Annotated in this window: 11 protein-coding genes; 10 read left to right on the forward strand and 1 reads right to left on the reverse strand. The window is 39.0% G+C overall.

Annotated features, from left to right (window positions below):
* Positions 1 to 134 precede the first annotated feature (134 nt).
* The gene (locus tag M594_RS03050; RefSeq protein ID WP_173875925.1) at positions 135 to 683 is read right to left on the reverse strand and encodes an NADPH-dependent FMN reductase; all 549 of its coding nucleotides are present in this window, start codon (positions 681 to 683) and stop codon (positions 135 to 137) included.
* Positions 684 to 1,101: 418 nt separating this feature from the next.
* Between M594_RS03050 and M594_RS03055 the strand changes: the two genes are divergently transcribed.
* The 10 genes from M594_RS03055 to M594_RS03100 all read left to right on the forward strand — a co-directional run bounded on the left by M594_RS03055 (position 1,102) and on the right by M594_RS03100 (position 16,012).
* On the forward strand, positions 1,102 to 2,298 hold the full coding sequence (locus tag M594_RS03055; RefSeq protein WP_173875926.1) for an MFS transporter: 1,197 nt from the start codon (positions 1,102 to 1,104) through the stop codon (positions 2,296 to 2,298).
* A 187-nt stretch (positions 2,299 to 2,485) separates the two neighbouring features.
* Positions 2,486 to 2,974 (forward strand): DUF5590 domain-containing protein, encoded by a 489-nt coding sequence (locus M594_RS03060; protein ID WP_173875927.1) that lies wholly within the window; start codon positions 2,486 to 2,488, stop codon positions 2,972 to 2,974.
* Positions 2,971 to 4,149, forward strand: a complete 1,179-nt coding sequence (locus M594_RS03065; protein ID WP_173875928.1) for a pyridoxal phosphate-dependent aminotransferase — start codon at positions 2,971 to 2,973, stop codon at positions 4,147 to 4,149. Before M594_RS03060 ends, M594_RS03065 begins: the two co-directional genes overlap by 4 nt.
* Before the next feature lie 16 nt (positions 4,150 to 4,165).
* Positions 4,166 to 5,509 carry an asparagine--tRNA ligase gene (gene asnS / locus M594_RS03070; protein ID WP_419991825.1) on the forward strand — a complete coding sequence of 448 codons (1,344 nt, stop codon included), beginning with the start codon at positions 4,166 to 4,168 and terminating at the stop codon, positions 5,507 to 5,509.
* Positions 5,510 to 5,755: 246 nt separating this feature from the next.
* A complete protein-coding gene (locus M594_RS03075) occupies positions 5,756 to 12,598 on the forward strand; it encodes a MucBP domain-containing protein (protein ID WP_173875929.1) in 6,843 nt (2,280 codons plus the stop codon).
* A gap of 163 nt (positions 12,599 to 12,761) precedes the next feature.
* Positions 12,762 to 13,052 carry a 30S ribosomal protein S6 gene (gene rpsF / locus M594_RS03080; protein WP_045612061.1) on the forward strand — a complete coding sequence of 97 codons (291 nt, stop codon included), beginning with the start codon at positions 12,762 to 12,764 and terminating at the stop codon, positions 13,050 to 13,052.
* 11 nt (positions 13,053 to 13,063) lie between these two features.
* Positions 13,064 to 13,534 carry a single-stranded DNA-binding protein SsbA gene (ssbA, locus tag M594_RS03085; RefSeq protein WP_000609606.1) on the forward strand — a complete coding sequence of 157 codons (471 nt, stop codon included), beginning with the start codon at positions 13,064 to 13,066 and terminating at the stop codon, positions 13,532 to 13,534.
* A gap of 31 nt (positions 13,535 to 13,565) precedes the next feature.
* A complete protein-coding gene (rpsR, locus tag M594_RS03090) occupies positions 13,566 to 13,805 on the forward strand; it encodes a 30S ribosomal protein S18 (RefSeq protein ID WP_000068664.1) in 240 nt (79 codons plus the stop codon).
* A 223-nt stretch (positions 13,806 to 14,028) separates the two neighbouring features.
* Positions 14,029 to 14,532, forward strand: coding sequence for a GNAT family N-acetyltransferase (locus tag M594_RS03095; RefSeq protein ID WP_150922249.1), 504 nt, complete (start codon positions 14,029 to 14,031; stop codon positions 14,530 to 14,532).
* A 79-nt stretch (positions 14,533 to 14,611) separates the two neighbouring features.
* Positions 14,612 to 16,012: a bifunctional Cof-type HAD-IIB family hydrolase/peptidylprolyl isomerase gene (locus M594_RS03100; protein WP_173875930.1), complete on the forward strand. Its 1,401-nt coding sequence runs from the start codon at positions 14,612 to 14,614 to the stop codon at positions 16,010 to 16,012.
* The last annotated feature ends 1 nt before the right edge of the window (position 16,013 follow it).

A 16,013-nucleotide genomic window follows, 5' to 3' on the forward strand; every position in this document is an offset into this window, starting at 1 on the left:
CTAAAAACCTTGAGTGGTAACGCTCAAGGTTTTTTTGGATGGGTGATGTTTGTCTGAGAATCTTGATAGAGTCTAAAAAAGCCACCCTATGAGGTGGCGATAATTGATTTAGACTTCTTAAAATTCTCTATTTTTTACTGAACTGCTGCAAGCAAGTCTTGAGCTTGTTTTTCAAGTGAATTTAGGACTGATTCTTCGAGAATCAATTTTCCGTCTGCCCAAGCAGAGTCATTAACACGTGCAGCAGTAAAGTCACCAACGATTTGTGTCCGGATAAATGGCAAGAGGTCTTTGTAGATAGCGAAAAGTTGATCGTGGCCTGCATTGGCTACAGATGATACGGTGACAAACTTGTCTTGAAGAGCAGAAGCGCCACGTGTATCAGATAAGTCAAGGGCACGAGATAGCCAGTCAAGCAAGTTTTTCACTGTTCCAGGGATAGAAAAGTTGTAGACTGGCGAGAAGATCCAGATGGCATCCGCAGCGAGAACTGCTTCACGAGCAGCCGCTACAGCTGGATGTGTTGGAACTTCCAAATCTTGGCTGAAGAGAGGAAGGGCTGAATAATCAAGGTAGCTAACCTCTGCTTTACCAGCAAGTACTTTCTCAGCTTCGAGAGCCATTTGGTGGTTGAAAGAACCTTGACGTAGTGATCCGACGATAAATAATACTTTTTTAGACATGATGTGTCTCCTTTTTCTTAAATTTCCGAGAAGTTTCTCGTTGTTATAAAATATATTACAACAAAACAAAAGGACTTGCAAGAAATCTGCTCAGAGTTTATTTGAGAATTATAAAATTGCAGAATTCCTAGTTACTTGCTACTGAAAAAGTAAGAACTGTTTATCTTAGATTACGGGTTTAATTTGATTTTATAGGAGGATTCCAATATTCTCTTGTAATATGATGATATAAGTGCTAAAATAAACGAGAAAACTCGCAATAGAAACTACAAAACAGTTTTTCCGGTATCATTTCATAAACAATTAAACGAAAATAATGGCATTGAAGAATGCTTCTAAAAGGGGTGGAGATCATGTAAGGCACAGATTAACAAGTGACGGACAAAAGAAATAATAATACACTTGTTAAGGAGAAAAAATGTTAATAAGAAATTATCGGAAAAATATTGGCCTGATGGCCGGAGTTGAATTTTTTGCTTTTTTAGGAATTACCAGCTTTTGGATTCTCTTTCTCAGTCAAAACGGAATGTCTCTTTGGCAGATTGGACTTCTGGAAAGTATTTTTCATACGACCAGTCTTCTCTGTGAAATTCCATCTGGAATGTTGGCTGATCGTTATTCCTATAAAACCAACCTTTATTTAAGTCGTATAGCAGGAATTATGTCTTCTATTCTCATGTTGGCTGGTCAGGGAAATTTTTGGATTTATGCACTAGCAATGGTGGTGAGTGCCTTGTCTTATAATTTTGATTCAGGAACAAGCGCAGCAATGGTCTATGACTCGGCTGTAGAGGCTGGACTAAAAGAACGCTATCTATCCATTTCAAGTTTCATGTCAGGAGTAGCAGAAGGAACTCGGTCTTTGGGGACAGTGTTGGCGGGATTTTTTGTCCATGGTCAATTGCACCTGACCTACTATATCATGATTGCCACTTCTATCATAGTTCTTGTCTTGATTTGGATGCTGAAAGAACCCAGTGTCAAGGTAGAAAAAACTGATAGTGTGACCATGAAACAGATTATTTGGACTGTTAAGGAAGAGTTGGAGAGAAATCCCATGCTCTTCAACTGGATGATTTTGTCTCAGATTGTTGGTACACTCATGTGTATGTTTTATTTTTACTATCAAAATCAGTTACCAGATTTAAGTAGTTGGCAAATTTCAGCAGTTATGCTACTTGGAAGTCTCTTGAATATCGTTGCAGTCTATCTAGCAAGTAAGATTGGAAGGAAATATGCCGCCTTGAAGATTTTCCCTATTCTCGTCCTGCTGACTGGAGTTACCTACCTGCTGTCCTACTTTGGAACACCTCTAATCTATATTTTGATTTATTTGATTAGTAATGCTCTATATGCTCTTTTTCAGCCGATTTTTGACAATGATTTGCAAGATCGGCTCCCAAGTGAAGTAAGGGCAACCATGCTAAGTGTCTACTCTATGATGTTTAGCCTTAGTATGATTGTGTTCTTTCCAATGACAGGGTGGTTGATTGACAATTTAGGCTTTGTGATAACATTTCTTTATCTAGGATTCTTTTTAGTCTTGATTAGCCTTCTACTGCCTGTCTTTTTAGGAAAAATGGCTAAAAGAATGGATGATAAAGTGATTCCATAAATCAAAAAAAATTAGGAAAACTTGAGTGCCAAAGCTCAAGTTTTTTAATATCTTGATTTTGCTTGTGTCTTTACTTTTCTTACTCGGTTTTAAATAAGAAAAATCGGTTTGCTTTGAAGGAAGAAATAATATAGGTTTGTTCTTGCATTCACTTGTAATAAAGCCCAATAGATGGTAAAATAGACGAGTGAAAAAAAGACAAAACAAAGCAAAAAATAATCTACTGTGGCAGTATGGTCTAGGGATGACGATTTTGTTTGTGGTTATCAGTGCTTCCTTTCTGTATCTGGTTTCTCTCGGCATGAAACCCTATCAAACAGCTAAAAGTGAAGGAGAAAAATTAGCTCAGCAGTATGCAGGATTAGAGCAGGTTGATCAGGTTGATTTATACAATGGCTTGGAATCTTACTACAGTGTTCTTGGTCATAACAAACAGCAAGAATCACTTGCTGTCCTGATTGGTAAAGATGACCATAAGATTTACGTTTATCAGCTAAATCAGGGTATTCCACAAGAAAAAGCAGAAGCTCTTTCTAAGGAAAAAGGAGCTGGCGAGATTGACAAGATTACCTTTGGTCGTTATCAAGACAAGCCAATCTGGGAAGTCAAGTCAGGCTCCGATTTTTATCTAGTAGATTTTGAAACAGGAGCATTGGTCAATAAGGAGGGCTTATGAAACTATCCAAGCGTGTTTTAGAAATGGAAGAAAGTGTTACTTTAGCTAGTGATGCGAGAGCAAAAAAATTAAAAGCTCAAGGTAAGGATGTCCTTTTCTTGACCTTGGGACAACCAGATTTTCACACTCCTGAAAATATTCAGGATGCAGCAGTTAAAGCTATTCGAGAAGGACAGGCTTCCTTCTATACAGTAGCTTCAGGCCTACCAGAATTAAAAGCTGCGGTGAATACCTACTTCGAGCGCTACTATGGCTATTCTGTCGCAAGTAACGAGGTTACCTTTGCTACAGGTGCCAAGTTCTCCCTCTATACTTTCTTTATGGCTGTAATCAATCCTTTAGATGAGGTTATTATTCCAACTCCATACTGGGTTAGTTATGGAGATCAGGTCAAGATGGCAGAAGGGATTCCAGTCTTTGTTCAAGCTAAAGAAGACAATGATTTTAAAGTCACGGTGGATCAACTAGAACTAGTTAGGACAGATAAGACAAAGGTTTTGGTTCTCAATTCACCATCTAATCCGACTGGTATGGTCTATACTCGTGAAGAATTACTAGCTATCGGAAATTGGGCAGTTGAGCATGACATTCTGATTTTAGCAGATGATATATACGGTCGCCTTGTTTATAATGGAAATGAATTTGTTGCAATCTCAAGTCTATCAGAAGCGATTCGTAAGCAAACTATTGTTATCAACGGTGTATCTAAGGCCTATGCCATGACGGGTTGGCGAGTTGGTTATGCGGTAGGTGATCCTGAAATCATTGCAGCTATGAGTAAATTGACGGGACAAACAACTTCAAATTTGACATCTGTTTCTCAATATGCGGCTATTGAAGCCTTAACAGGACCACAGGATTCTGTCGATATCATGCGTCAAGCTTTTGAGGAGCGTCTCAATACCATTTATCCGCTATTATGTGAGGTCCCTGGTTTTGAAGTCGTTAAGCCACAAGGAGCCTTCTACCTCTTCCCAAATGTTAAAAAAGCCATGGAGATGAAAGGTTATACGGATGTGACTGACTTTACAACAGCTATTCTTGAGGAAGTTGGTTTGGCACTCATAACAGGAGCAGGGTTTGGAGCGCCAGAAAATGTCCGCCTCAGCTATGCGACAGACCTAGACACGCTTAAAGAAGCAGTTAAACGCTTGAAAGCATTTATGGAAAGATAAAAGAAAAGGAAAAATAATGACAAAACGTGTAACGATTATTGATGTAAAAGACCATGTTGGTCAAGAAGTGACGATTGGCGCTTGGGTTGCCAACAAATCAGGAAAAGGGAAAATCGCCTTCTTGCAATTGCGTGATGGAACAGCCTTCTTCCAAGGTGTGGCCTTTAAACCAAACTTTGTAGAAAAATTTGGTGAAGAAGTGGGGATTGAGAAGTTTGATGTCATCAAACGCTTGAGCCAAGAAACGTCTGTTTATGTGACAGGAATTGTCAAAGAAGACGAACGTTCTAAGTTTGGCTATGAATTGGACATTACAGACATCGAAGTGATCGGTGAATCTCAAGACTACCCAATCACCCCAAAAGAACACGGAACAGACTTCTTGATGGACAACCGTCACTTGTGGCTTCGCTCTCGTAAGCAAGTAGCGGTGATGCAAATCCGTAACGCGATCATCTATGCAACTTATGAGTTCTTTGATAAGAACGGCTTCATGAAGTTTGATAGCCCAATCCTTTCAGGAAATGCGGCAGAAGATTCAACAGAACTCTTTGAAACAGACTACTTCGGAACTCCCGCCTACTTGAGCCAATCAGGTCAGCTTTACCTAGAAGCAGGTGCTATGGCTCTTGGTCGTGTCTTTGACTTTGGTCCAGTATTCCGTGCTGAAAAATCAAAAACACGTCGTCACTTGACTGAGTTCTGGATGATGGACGCAGAGTACTCATACTTAACACACGATGAATCACTTGACTTGCAAGAAGCTTATGTGAAAGCTCTTCTTCAAGGTGTTCTTGACCGTGCGCCTCAAGCTTTGGAAACCTTGGAACGTGATACAGAACTCTTGAAACGCTACATTGCAGAGCCCTTCAAACGCATCACTTACGATCAAGCCATTGACCTCTTGCAAGAGCATGAAAATGATGAAGATGCTGACTATGAGCATCTTGAGCATGGTGATGACTTTGGTTCACCACACGAAACTTGGATTTCAAACCACTTTGGTGTGCCAACATTTGTCATGAACTACCCAGCAGCTATCAAGGCCTTCTACATGAAACCAGTTCCTGGAAATCCAGAGCGCGTGCTTTGTGCAGACTTGCTTGCTCCAGAAGGTTATGGAGAAATCATCGGTGGATCTATGCGTGAGGAAGACTACGATGCATTAGTTGCTAAGATGGACGAACTTGGCATGGATCGTACAGAGTATGAATTCTACCTTGACCTTCGTAAATACGGTACTGTACCACACGGAGGATTCGGTATCGGTATCGAGCGTATGGTAACTTTCGCAGCAGGAACAAAACACATCCGTGAAGCCATTCCATTCCCACGTATGTTGCACCGTATCAAACCGTAAAAATAAAATAAAAAAGTTATTATAATAAAAAGAAGGTGAATCCCTTCTTTTTTTGAACTTTGGGTACAAAAAACGAGAATATATATAGCGTTTTGGTTGACTAGTTGTAAAAATGTATGGTAAAATTGGCTCATGAATATTGTGTTGTTGTTTCGTTAAAGAAGGTGTTCTTTAGCAGGAAAGGCAGGGAATATGAAGAACTCCAACCTTATTCTAAATAAACATATATATAAAAAAGGAGAAAAAATGTATTCAAGAATGGAGAAATACCATGGTAGAAGAGCTCAGCGCTTTTCTATTCGTAAGTATAGCTTTGGTGCCGCTAGTGTTCTATTGGGAACTGCTCTTCTTTTAGGAGCAAATGCTGTTAAAGCTGATGAGACAAGTACTGCTTCTACAAAAACTCCAGAAGTTACAAATTCTGATAAACAGAAAACTGATTCAGCCATAACAACACCAGTTGTTGAGGAACTTCCAGAATTAAAGATTGATGCTGTAAAAGCAGATGAAAAACCTGAAGTTAAAGAAGATGCTAAAACTGAAGCTAAACCTGTAGCAGAAAAAGAAGTTACCGATAAAGCTGCAACAGAAAAATCTGATAAAGGGCAAGCTGACAAAAAAGAAGTAGCTAAAGAAAAAACTGACAAAGAAACACCTGAAAAAGCTGCAACAGAAAAAGCACAAGATGAAGTGAAGACAGTTCTTACTCAATTGACTTCAGAAGCTGATGTTATGGGCACAGTAGCCTCAAACTTCTCAGATAAAGAAGTGAAAGATGATGCATCTAAACAAAAATTGTCAGCTGCAATTGCTGCAGTGAAGCTTGAAGCAGTAGCGTCTAAAGGTTTACTTTCATCTGATGCTTCTAAAGATCAGATGGTAGCCCAAGTGAACCGTCTTTCTGCTGCCATTGAAGCAGTTTATGCTGAAATGAAACGTGCTGGCCATGCAGGTAAAGTAGAATCGGTATTAGCTGCTACTGCGTCAAAAATTACAGGTAAAGATGTTTTTAAAGATGGAGAAACAGTTAAAGCTGTAACAAACGCTTATGTTGATATGAATGCAGATAATACGGCTCCTACAGGATGGGGGATTGATACTGTTATTAGTACATCAACACTTAAAGCAGGTTCAATTACAAAAATTGAACTAACTAACTTAGCTGAGTTGGGTAGTGGTTTGGCAGTAGGTACTGCAATCAAAGCATCTGATGGAGTTACAGTAGGGGTAGTTAAATCTATCGATTTTAAAACTTCAACAGGAAATAATAACAATAAATCTGTACCATATTGGGCGCAACGTACACAACGTGGTATGACTTATGATCAACGTGTTGCTGAGCAACCACCGGTAGCTAACGAAACTGGTACATATACTTATAACATCGAGTGGAATGACAAAGTAAAAAACTATCCGAATGTGTCGTTTGGAGCGAGTAATTTATCGGGTAATGGATATTTAGCACCAGAAATTTCAAAAGATACCCCTTATACTGCAACTATTAAAATTGATGGGCGAACAGTTCTTGAACATACTTATACAAGAAAAGGACAGAAAGCTAGCTATCAAAAACAAGGTACTAGTGCATCACTAAGTGAAAATAATGGATTGAACTACCTTAACAATGAGCTAAAAAGTAGAAGTGATTCAATCGTATTAAGAACTGATTCAGATGTTCGTTATGGAGTAGGATCTAAATTTACTATTAAACTTCCAAATGCAAATTTTACTGAATTTAAAGAACTTGAAGGAAGTTCTAGCTTTGTAAATGGATTAAATACAGCGTCTACTATTAAGCCTAATAAAGGAGATAGTATTACATATCGTCCTGCTAGTCGTTGGGCTAACGTAAAAGCTAATGAAAACAATGTTTGGATTCTTAATGATGGTCGTGATAGTGGGTTCACATTAACGCCTCGATTAATCTCACCAACTGAGTTAGAACTTACAGTTACAGAAGGTTCTATTCAAGAAGGTTCTGTCGTTTCTATGCCTTTACAATCTTTAGGTATTGAAAAAGTAATAAAAGACAAAACTTTAACAAGTGAATATTCTAATATTACTTATGAAAATGGATTAATTAAACAAGGTTATGTAGGAAACGATAAAACTGCAGCAACTCTTACTGTATCAGGTGGAGAATCTGTTAACGGTGAAAAAGAAGACGTTACAACTACAGTGCCAAACGGTTGGAATGTTAATGGTGACGGTAAAGTTCAAGGTGAGCCGCCAACAGGAGCTGTTGTTAGAACGTTCAAAGATTTATTGACAGGTAAAGTTATAGGTTTCGAACCAACAAGATATACGGGGAATATTCCTTTAAGTGAAGATGGTTCAAAAGATTATACTAATGTGCTTGGAAACAAATATGATGTAAGTAATGATCACGTAGACTTAGTTAAAGAAGTTAATGGAGAAGAATACATTCTTGCAGATCTTCCTCCTGAGAACGTAAAAGGAACACTAAGTGTTACGAAGACAAGAGCAAGAGATTTATATTCTGAAGAAGAATTAAAAGCTAAAGGTATAAATGGATCTGCATTTGTTACCCCAGCAGAGTATAATTATGTTAAGAAAACAAAAGTAGAAGAAGTAAACCGTACAATTAAATTTGTATACGCTGATAATGTTGCAGGCTTAGCGGGTACAGAAGTATTCCCATCACAAAAACAAACTGTCAGCTACACAGGTTCAATCAAGTTAACTGCAGAAGGTAAAGCGGTAATTAACTCTAATGACAGACCAGTTTATATTAACTGGAAAGGAACTGATGGACAAAGCACTGATCTTCCAGAACTTGCAGTACCTCAAAAAGAAGGTTACATCGCAAGTGTAGAAAAAGTTCCAGTACAAGCAACAACAGCTACAGATGAAGATTACGAATATGTTGTTAAATATACAGCAATCCAAAAAGCGAAAACAACATTCGTAGACGAAAAAGGAAATGCAATTCCAGGAGTAGCTGAAATTACAGAACAAGGTGGATCAGAAACTCCATTAACAAAAGAAGCTGATGTTAAAGCTAAAATCGCAGAACTTGAAAACAAAGGATATGAATTAGTATCTAATACATACCCAGAAGGTGGTAAGTTCGATACGGATAAAGATACAGATCAAGAGTTCAAAGTAATACTTAAACAAAAAGAAGTTACAGTAACACCAGATCAACCAAAAACACCAGGAACTCCAGTAGATCCAAACAACCCAGACGGACCTAAATACCCAGCTGGCTTGGAAGAGAAAGATCTAAACAAAACTGTTACACGTACAATCACTTATGTGTACGAAGATGGAACTCCAGTATTAAATGAAGATGGAACACCAAAAACAGTAACACAAGAAGCTAAATTCACACGTGAAGCAAAAGTAAACTTAGTTACAGGAGAAGTTACATACGGAGATTGGTCAGAAGCTAAAGATTTAGCTGAAGTTAATTCACCAGTAGTAACAGGTTTCTTAGCTGATAAAGCAAGTGTTCCAGTAGTAAATGTAACTGGAGATTCAAAAGATATTACGGAAGTAGTAACATACAAACCAATCGGATCATGGATTCCAAACATCCCAGGACAACCAACAAACCCAATCAAATATCCAAATAATCCAGATGATCCAACAAAACCAGGTAAACCAACAGAAACATTACCATACGTACCAGGATTCACACCGAAGGATAAAGATGGAAATCCACTTAAACCAGTAGATCCAACAGATCCAACAAAAGGATACGAAGTACCAAATCTTCCAACAGATCCAAGTCAAGACACACCAATCAACTACGTAAAAGATACGCAAAAAGCGAAAACAACATTCGTAGATGAAAAAGGAAATCCAATTCCAGGTGTTGACGCTATTACTGAAGAAGGCGACTCAGATACACCACTTACAAAAGAGGCTGATGTAAAAGCGAAAATCAAAGAACTTGAAAACAAAGGATATGAATTAGTATCTAATACATATCCAGAAGGTGGTAAGTTCGATAAAGATAAAGATACAGATCAAGAGTTCAAAGTAACGCTTAAAGCTAAAGAAGTTACAGTAACACCAGACCAACCGAAAACACCAGGAACTCCAGTGGATCCAAACAACCCAGATGGACCTAAATATCCAGCTGGCTTGGAAGAAAAAGATCTAAACAAAACTGTCACACGTACAATCACATACGTATACGAAGATGGAACTCCAGTATTAAACGAAGATGGAACTCCGAAAACAGTAACACAAGAGGCTAAATTCACTCGTGAAGCTAAGGTCAACTTAGTTACAGGAGAAGTTACATACGGAGACTGGACACAAGCTCAAGACTTAGCAGAAGTTAAATCACCAGTAGTTAAAGGATACTTAGCTGATAAAGTAAGTGTTCCTGTAGTAAATGTAACTGCAGATTCAAAAAATACTACAGAAGTAGTAACTTACAAACCAATCGGATCATGGATTCCAAATATCCCAGGTCAACCAACTAACCCAATCAAGTATCCAAATGACCCACAAGATCCAACAAAACCAGGACAACCAACAGAAGTGTTACCACACGTTCCAGGATTCACTCCAGAAGATAAAGATGGCAACCCACTTAAACCAGTTGATCCAACAGATCCAACAAAAGGATATGTAGTACCAAACATCCCAACAGATCCAAGTCAAGATACAGTAATTAACTACGTAGCGAACAAAGCTAAACTAGTAGTTAAATATGTAGATGAAAAAGGAAAAGACTTAATCCCTTCAGAAACAACAGAAGGAAAAGTAGGAGATGAGTACACAACAACTGGAAAAGTTATTCCAGGACACCTACTTGTTCGTGTAGATGGAGATGCTAAAGGTAAGATTGGCACAGATGGTTCAACAGTAACATACGTGTACAAACCAATCGGATCATGGATTCCAAATATCCCAGGTCAACCAACTAACCCAATCAAGTATCCAAATGATCCAACAGATCCAACAAAACCAGGACAACCAACAGAAGTAGTACCATACGTCCCAGGCTACACACCTAAGGATAAAGATGGCAACCCACTTAAACCAGTTGATCCGAAAGATCCATCAAAAGGATATGTAGTGCCAAACATCCCAACAGATCCAAGTCAAGATACAGTAATTAACTACGTAGCGAACAAAGCTAAACTAGTAGTTAAATATGTAGATGAAAAAGGCAAAGATTTAATCCCTTCAGAAACAACAGAAGGAAAAGTAGGCGATGAGTACACAACAACTGGAAAAGTTATTCCAGGACACCTACTTGTTCGTGTTGAAGGAGAAGCAAAAGGTAAGATTGGAAAAGACGGTTCAACAGTAACATACGTGTACAAACCAATCGGATCATGGATTCCAAACATCCCAGGTCAACCAACAACTCCAATCAAGTATCCAAATGACCCACAAGATCCAACAAAACCAGGACAACCAACAGAAGTGTTACCATACGTACCAGGATTCACTCCAGAAGATAAAGATGGCAACCCGCTTAAACCAGTTGATCCGAAAGATCCATCAAAAGGATATGTAGTACCAAACATCCCAACAGATCCAAGTCAAGATACAGTAATTAACTACGTAGCAAACAAAGCTAAACTAGTAGTTAAATATGTAGATGAAAAAGGCAAAGACTTAATCCCTTCAGAAACAACAGAAGGAAAAGTAGGAGATGAGTACACAACAACTGGAAAAGTTATTCCAGGATACCTACTTGTTCGTGTTGAAGGAGAAGCTAAAGGTAAGATTGGCACAGATGGTTCAACAGTAACATATGTGTACAAACCAATCGGATCATGGATTCCAAATATCCCAGGACAACCAACAAGCCCAATTAAGTATCCAAACGATCCAGCAGATCCAACAAAACCAGGTCAACCAACAGAAGTGTTACCATACGTACCAGGATTCACTCCAGAAGATAAAGATGGCAACCCACTTAAACCAGTTGATCCAACAGATCCAACAAAAGGATATGTAGTACCAAACATCCCAACAGATCCAAGTCAAGATACAGTAATTAACTACGTAGCGAACAAAGCTAAACTAGTAGTTAAATATGTAGATGAAAAAGGAAAAGACTTAATCCCTTCAGAAACAACAGAAGGAAAAGTAGGAGATGAGTACACAACAACTGGAAAAGTTATTCCAGGACACCTACTTGTTCGTGTAGATGGAGATGCTAAAGGTAAGATTGGCACAGATGGTTCAACAGTAACATACGTGTACAAACCAATCGGATCATGGATTCCAAACATCCCAGGTCAACCAACAACTCCAATCAAGTATCCAAATGACCCACAGGATCCAACAAAACCAGGACAACCAACAGAAGTGTTACCATACGTTCCAGGATTCACTCCAGAAGATAAAGATGGCAACCCACTTAAACCAGTTGATCCGAAGGATCCATCAAAAGGATATGTAGTACCAAACATCCCAACAGATCCAAGTCAAGATACAGTAATTAACTACGTAGCAAACAAAGCTAAACTAGTAGTTAAATATGTAGATGAAAAAGGCAAAGATTTAATCCCTTCAGAAACAACAGAAGGAAAAGTAGGCGATGAGTACACAACAACTGGAAAAGTTATTCCAGGAAACCTACTTGTTCGTGTTGAAGGAGAAGCAAAAGGTAAGATTGGAAAAGACGGTTCAACAGTAACTTATGTTTACAAACCACTAGGTTCATGGGTACCAAACATCCCAGGCCAACCAACAGACCCAATCAAGTATCCAAATGATCCAACAGATCCAACCAAACCAGGTAACGACAAACCAGTTCTTCCATACGTCCCAGGCTACACACCTAAGGATAAAGATGGTAATCCGTTGAAACCAGTAGATCCAAACGATCCAACTAAAGGTTATGAAGTACCAAGTGTCCCAACTAACCCAGGTGAGGATACACCAATTAACTATGTTCCAAATCCTAAGGAAGTAGAAAAACCTGTTAAACCAGGTCAACCTTCTAAACAAGAAACACCTAAATATGTTGAAGGTCAAAAAGAATTGCCTAACACAGGTACAGAAGCTAATGCTAGCCTAGCAGCACTTGGACTTCTTGGAGCCCTAGGTGGATTTGGACTTCTTGCTCGCAAGAAAAAAGAAGACTAAAAACTCATAGTTTTTGAGAAGATGATTCGTCATCTTCTTTTTTTATTTCGCTGTTTTTACTTGCGTAAAAAAATATTTTCTAGTATAATAGTTTATTGTGAGCGAACCTCACTTACCCCTTGCAAAGTCTTGGGGTCATTAGACCAAAAGGAGGAACATATCAATGGCTAAATACGAAATTCTTTATATCATTCGTCCAAACATTGAAGAAGAAGCTAAAAACGCTTTGGTAGCACGTTTTGACTCTATTTTGACTGACAACGGTGCAACTGTTGTTGAATCAAAATCTTGGGAAAAACGTCGTCTTGCATACGAAATCAAAGATTTCCGTGAAGGACTTTACCACATCGTTAACGTTGAAGCAAGCGACGACGCAGCTCTTAAAGAGTTTGACCGTCTTTCAAAAATCAACGCTGACATTCTTCGTCACATGATCGTCAAAACTGACGCGTAAGAAGGTAAACTATGATTAACAATGTTGTACTTGTAGGGCGTATGACACGTGACGCTGAGTTGCGTTATACCCCGTCAAATGTAGCAGTTGCGACTTTTACTCTTGCAGTAAACCGTACATTTAAGAGTCAAAATGGCGAACGTGAGGCTGATTTTATCAATGTCGTTATGTGGCGCCAACAGGCTGAAAACCTTGCTAACTGGGCTAAAAAAGGCTCACTTATCGGGGTGACAGGTCGTATCCAGACTCGTAGTTACGATAACCAGCAAGGACAACGTGTCTACGTGACAGAGGTCGTGGCTGAGAATTTCCAAATGTTGGAAAGCCGTAGTGTGCGTGAGGGTCACACAGGTGGAGCTTACTCTGCACCAACTGCAAACTATTCAGCACCTACAAATTCAGTACCAGACTTTTCACGTGATGAAAATCCATTTGGAGCAACAAATCCGTTGGATATTTCAGATGATGATTTACCATTCTAATGGACAACTAAAATTATAAAGGAGAAAAAACATGGCTCAACAACGTCGTGGCGGATTCAAACGCCGTAAAAAAGTTGATTACATCGCAGCAAACAAAATTGAATATGTTGATTACAAAGATACTGAGCTTCTTAGCCGTTTCGTTTCAGAACGTGGGAAAATCCTTCCTCGTCGTGTAACAGGAACCTCAGCTAAAAACCAACGTAAAGTAACAACAGCTATCAAACGCGCTCGCGTAATGGCTTTGATGCCTTTCGTAAACGAAGATTAAAAAAGAGGTCCGGGTGGACCTCTTTTTCATGAGCTTGAAAACAAGAAAGCGAATTAAAACCCGCTTGGGTCTTTTTTTCACGAGCTTTGAAATGAAAGAGCGAGTTGAGTTCCGAGTGGACCTCTTTTTCAGACCCGGTTGTGTCTTTTTTCACGAGATAGTTTTTTTCTGACCTTGGCGTGCTATAATGGTAATAGAAAGAGTAAAGGTGGGTAAGTCAAAGATGAATTGTACGATTAGAAATATGATTAAGTCTGATATTGAATCCTTATCTCATGGATTTATGAATCAAGGTTGGCCTGGTAGAGAGGAAATTTTGGCTAGATATTTTCTGGAACAGGAAAGTGGGGAGAGAGAAGTCTTGGTAGCGACTATGAATGGAGTAGTGGCAGGTTATATTACCATTTTGCCCTCTGCTAAATATGGTCCTTTTGCAGAAGTCTATCCAGAATTATCAGATTTTAATGTGTTTGAGCCTTTTCGAAATCAAGGGATTGGGAATCAACTGCTAGAAGAAGCAGAAAAACGAGTCAAGTTTGTTTCGAGTAAGGTCACTCTTGGTGTAGGTTTGTACTTGGGGTATGGTCCTGCCCAGAGATTGTATATTAAACGAGGCTATATTCCAGATGGGACAGGTGTGTGGTATAGAAATAAACCGCTAGAAATGGGTGCAAGTTGTCAAAATGATAATGATTTAGTTTTATACTTATCCAAGGACTTACAATAAAACTGGAAACTTTTTGAAAATAGGGGATTTAGCTACTTTATGGTATAATGGAAAGAGTTAGATTGAAAGAGGTAGTGAGATGGATGCCAAATTAAGATACAAGGCAAAGAAGATAAAGATTGTCTTTTTTGATATTGATGATACATTGCGGAATTCCAAGACAGGTTTTATTCCAACTTCAATCCCAACTGTTTTTAAGCAATTACGTGAGAAAGGAATCTTGACAGGTATTGCTTCTGGACGAGGGATTTTTGGTGTCGTTCCAGAGATTCGTGATCTCAAGCCTGACTTTTTTGTAACTTTGAATGGGGCTTATATCGAAGATAAAAAAGGTCAGGTTATTTATCAGCATCAGATTGAGAAGTCAGATGTTGAGGAGTATATCTCTTGGGCTAAGCAAGAGGGAATTGAGTATGGTTTGGTTGGGAGTCATGATGCCAAGTTGTCGACTCGCACCGATATGATTAGTGAAGCTATCAATCCAATTTACCCCGATTTGGATGTGGATCCAGATTTCCATGAAAAAGAAGATATCTATCAAATGTGGACTTTTGAAGATAAAGGAGATGACTTGCACTTTCCTGATAGTCTCTCAGACAAACTTCGCATGGTTCGTTGGCATCAACATTCGTCTGATATTGTTCCGATTTCAGGCTCCAAAGCGACGGGCGTGGAAAAAGTTGTAGAACACCTTGGCTTGAAACCAGAGAACGTCATGGTTTTTGGAGATGGGTTGAATGACTTGGAACTCTTTGATTATGCTGGAATCAGCGTTGCCATGGGAATTTCTCATGATAACATCAAAGAAAAAGCAGATTATATAACAAAAACATTAGAAGAAGATGGCATTTTTGATGCCTTAGAAGGATTTGGTATGGTAGAAAAAGAATTGCATTTCCCACAAGTAGATATTGAAACAGTAGAAGGTCCTATCGCGACTATTAAGACCAATCACGGAGACTTGCGTATCAAGCTTTTCCCTGAATATGCTCCTAAAACAGTGGCTAACTTTGTTGCACTTTCAAAAGATGGCTACTATGATGGTGTCATTTTCCATCGTATTATCAAGGACTTTATGATCCAAGGTGGAGACCCAACTGGAACTGGTATGGGTGGCGAGTCAATCTACGGTGAATCATTTGAGGATGAATTCTCTGAAGAACTTTACAATATCCGTGGTGCCCTTTCCATGGCTAATGCTGGGCCAAATACCAACGGCAGCCAGTTCTTTATCGTGCAAAATCAACACCTGCCTTATTCTAAAAAGGAGATTGCTCGTGGTGGTTGGCCAGAACCGATCGCAGAAATCTATGCAGAGCAAGGTGGGACACCTCACCTAGACCGTCGTCACACTGTATTTGGTCAGCTAGCTGATGAAGATTCTTATGCTGTTTTGGATGCCATTGCTGCTGTTGAGACTGGAGCTATGGACAAGCCAGTTGAAGATGTCGTGATTGAAACAATTGAAATTGAGGACTAAG

It is taken from the genome of Streptococcus mitis (assembly GCF_013305725.1).
Classification (GTDB): Bacteria; Bacillota; Bacilli; order Lactobacillales; family Streptococcaceae; genus Streptococcus; species Streptococcus mitis_BO.

Coding starts and splice junctions, on each gene's coding strand:
- M594_RS03055 (WP_173875926.1), top strand. CDS start 1,102: ATGTTAATAAGAAATTATCGGAAAAATATTGGCCTGATGGCCGGAGTT.
- rpsR (WP_000068664.1), top strand. CDS start 13,566: ATGGCTCAACAACGTCGTGGCGGATTCAAACGCCGTAAAAAAGTTGAT.
- ssbA (WP_000609606.1), top strand. CDS start 13,064: ATGATTAACAATGTTGTACTTGTAGGGCGTATGACACGTGACGCTGAG.
- rpsF (WP_045612061.1), top strand. CDS start 12,762: ATGGCTAAATACGAAATTCTTTATATCATTCGTCCAAACATTGAAGAA.
- M594_RS03075 (WP_173875929.1), top strand. CDS start 5,756: ATGTATTCAAGAATGGAGAAATACCATGGTAGAAGAGCTCAGCGCTTT.
- asnS (WP_419991825.1), top strand. CDS start 4,166: ATGACAAAACGTGTAACGATTATTGATGTAAAAGACCATGTTGGTCAA.
- M594_RS03095 (WP_150922249.1), top strand. CDS start 14,029: ATGAATTGTACGATTAGAAATATGATTAAGTCTGATATTGAATCCTTA.
- M594_RS03100 (WP_173875930.1), top strand. CDS start 14,612: ATGGATGCCAAATTAAGATACAAGGCAAAGAAGATAAAGATTGTCTTT.
- M594_RS03050 (WP_173875925.1), bottom strand. CDS start 683: ATGTCTAAAAAAGTATTATTTATCGTCGGATCACTACGTCAAGGTTCT.
- M594_RS03065 (WP_173875928.1), top strand. CDS start 2,971: ATGAAACTATCCAAGCGTGTTTTAGAAATGGAAGAAAGTGTTACTTTA.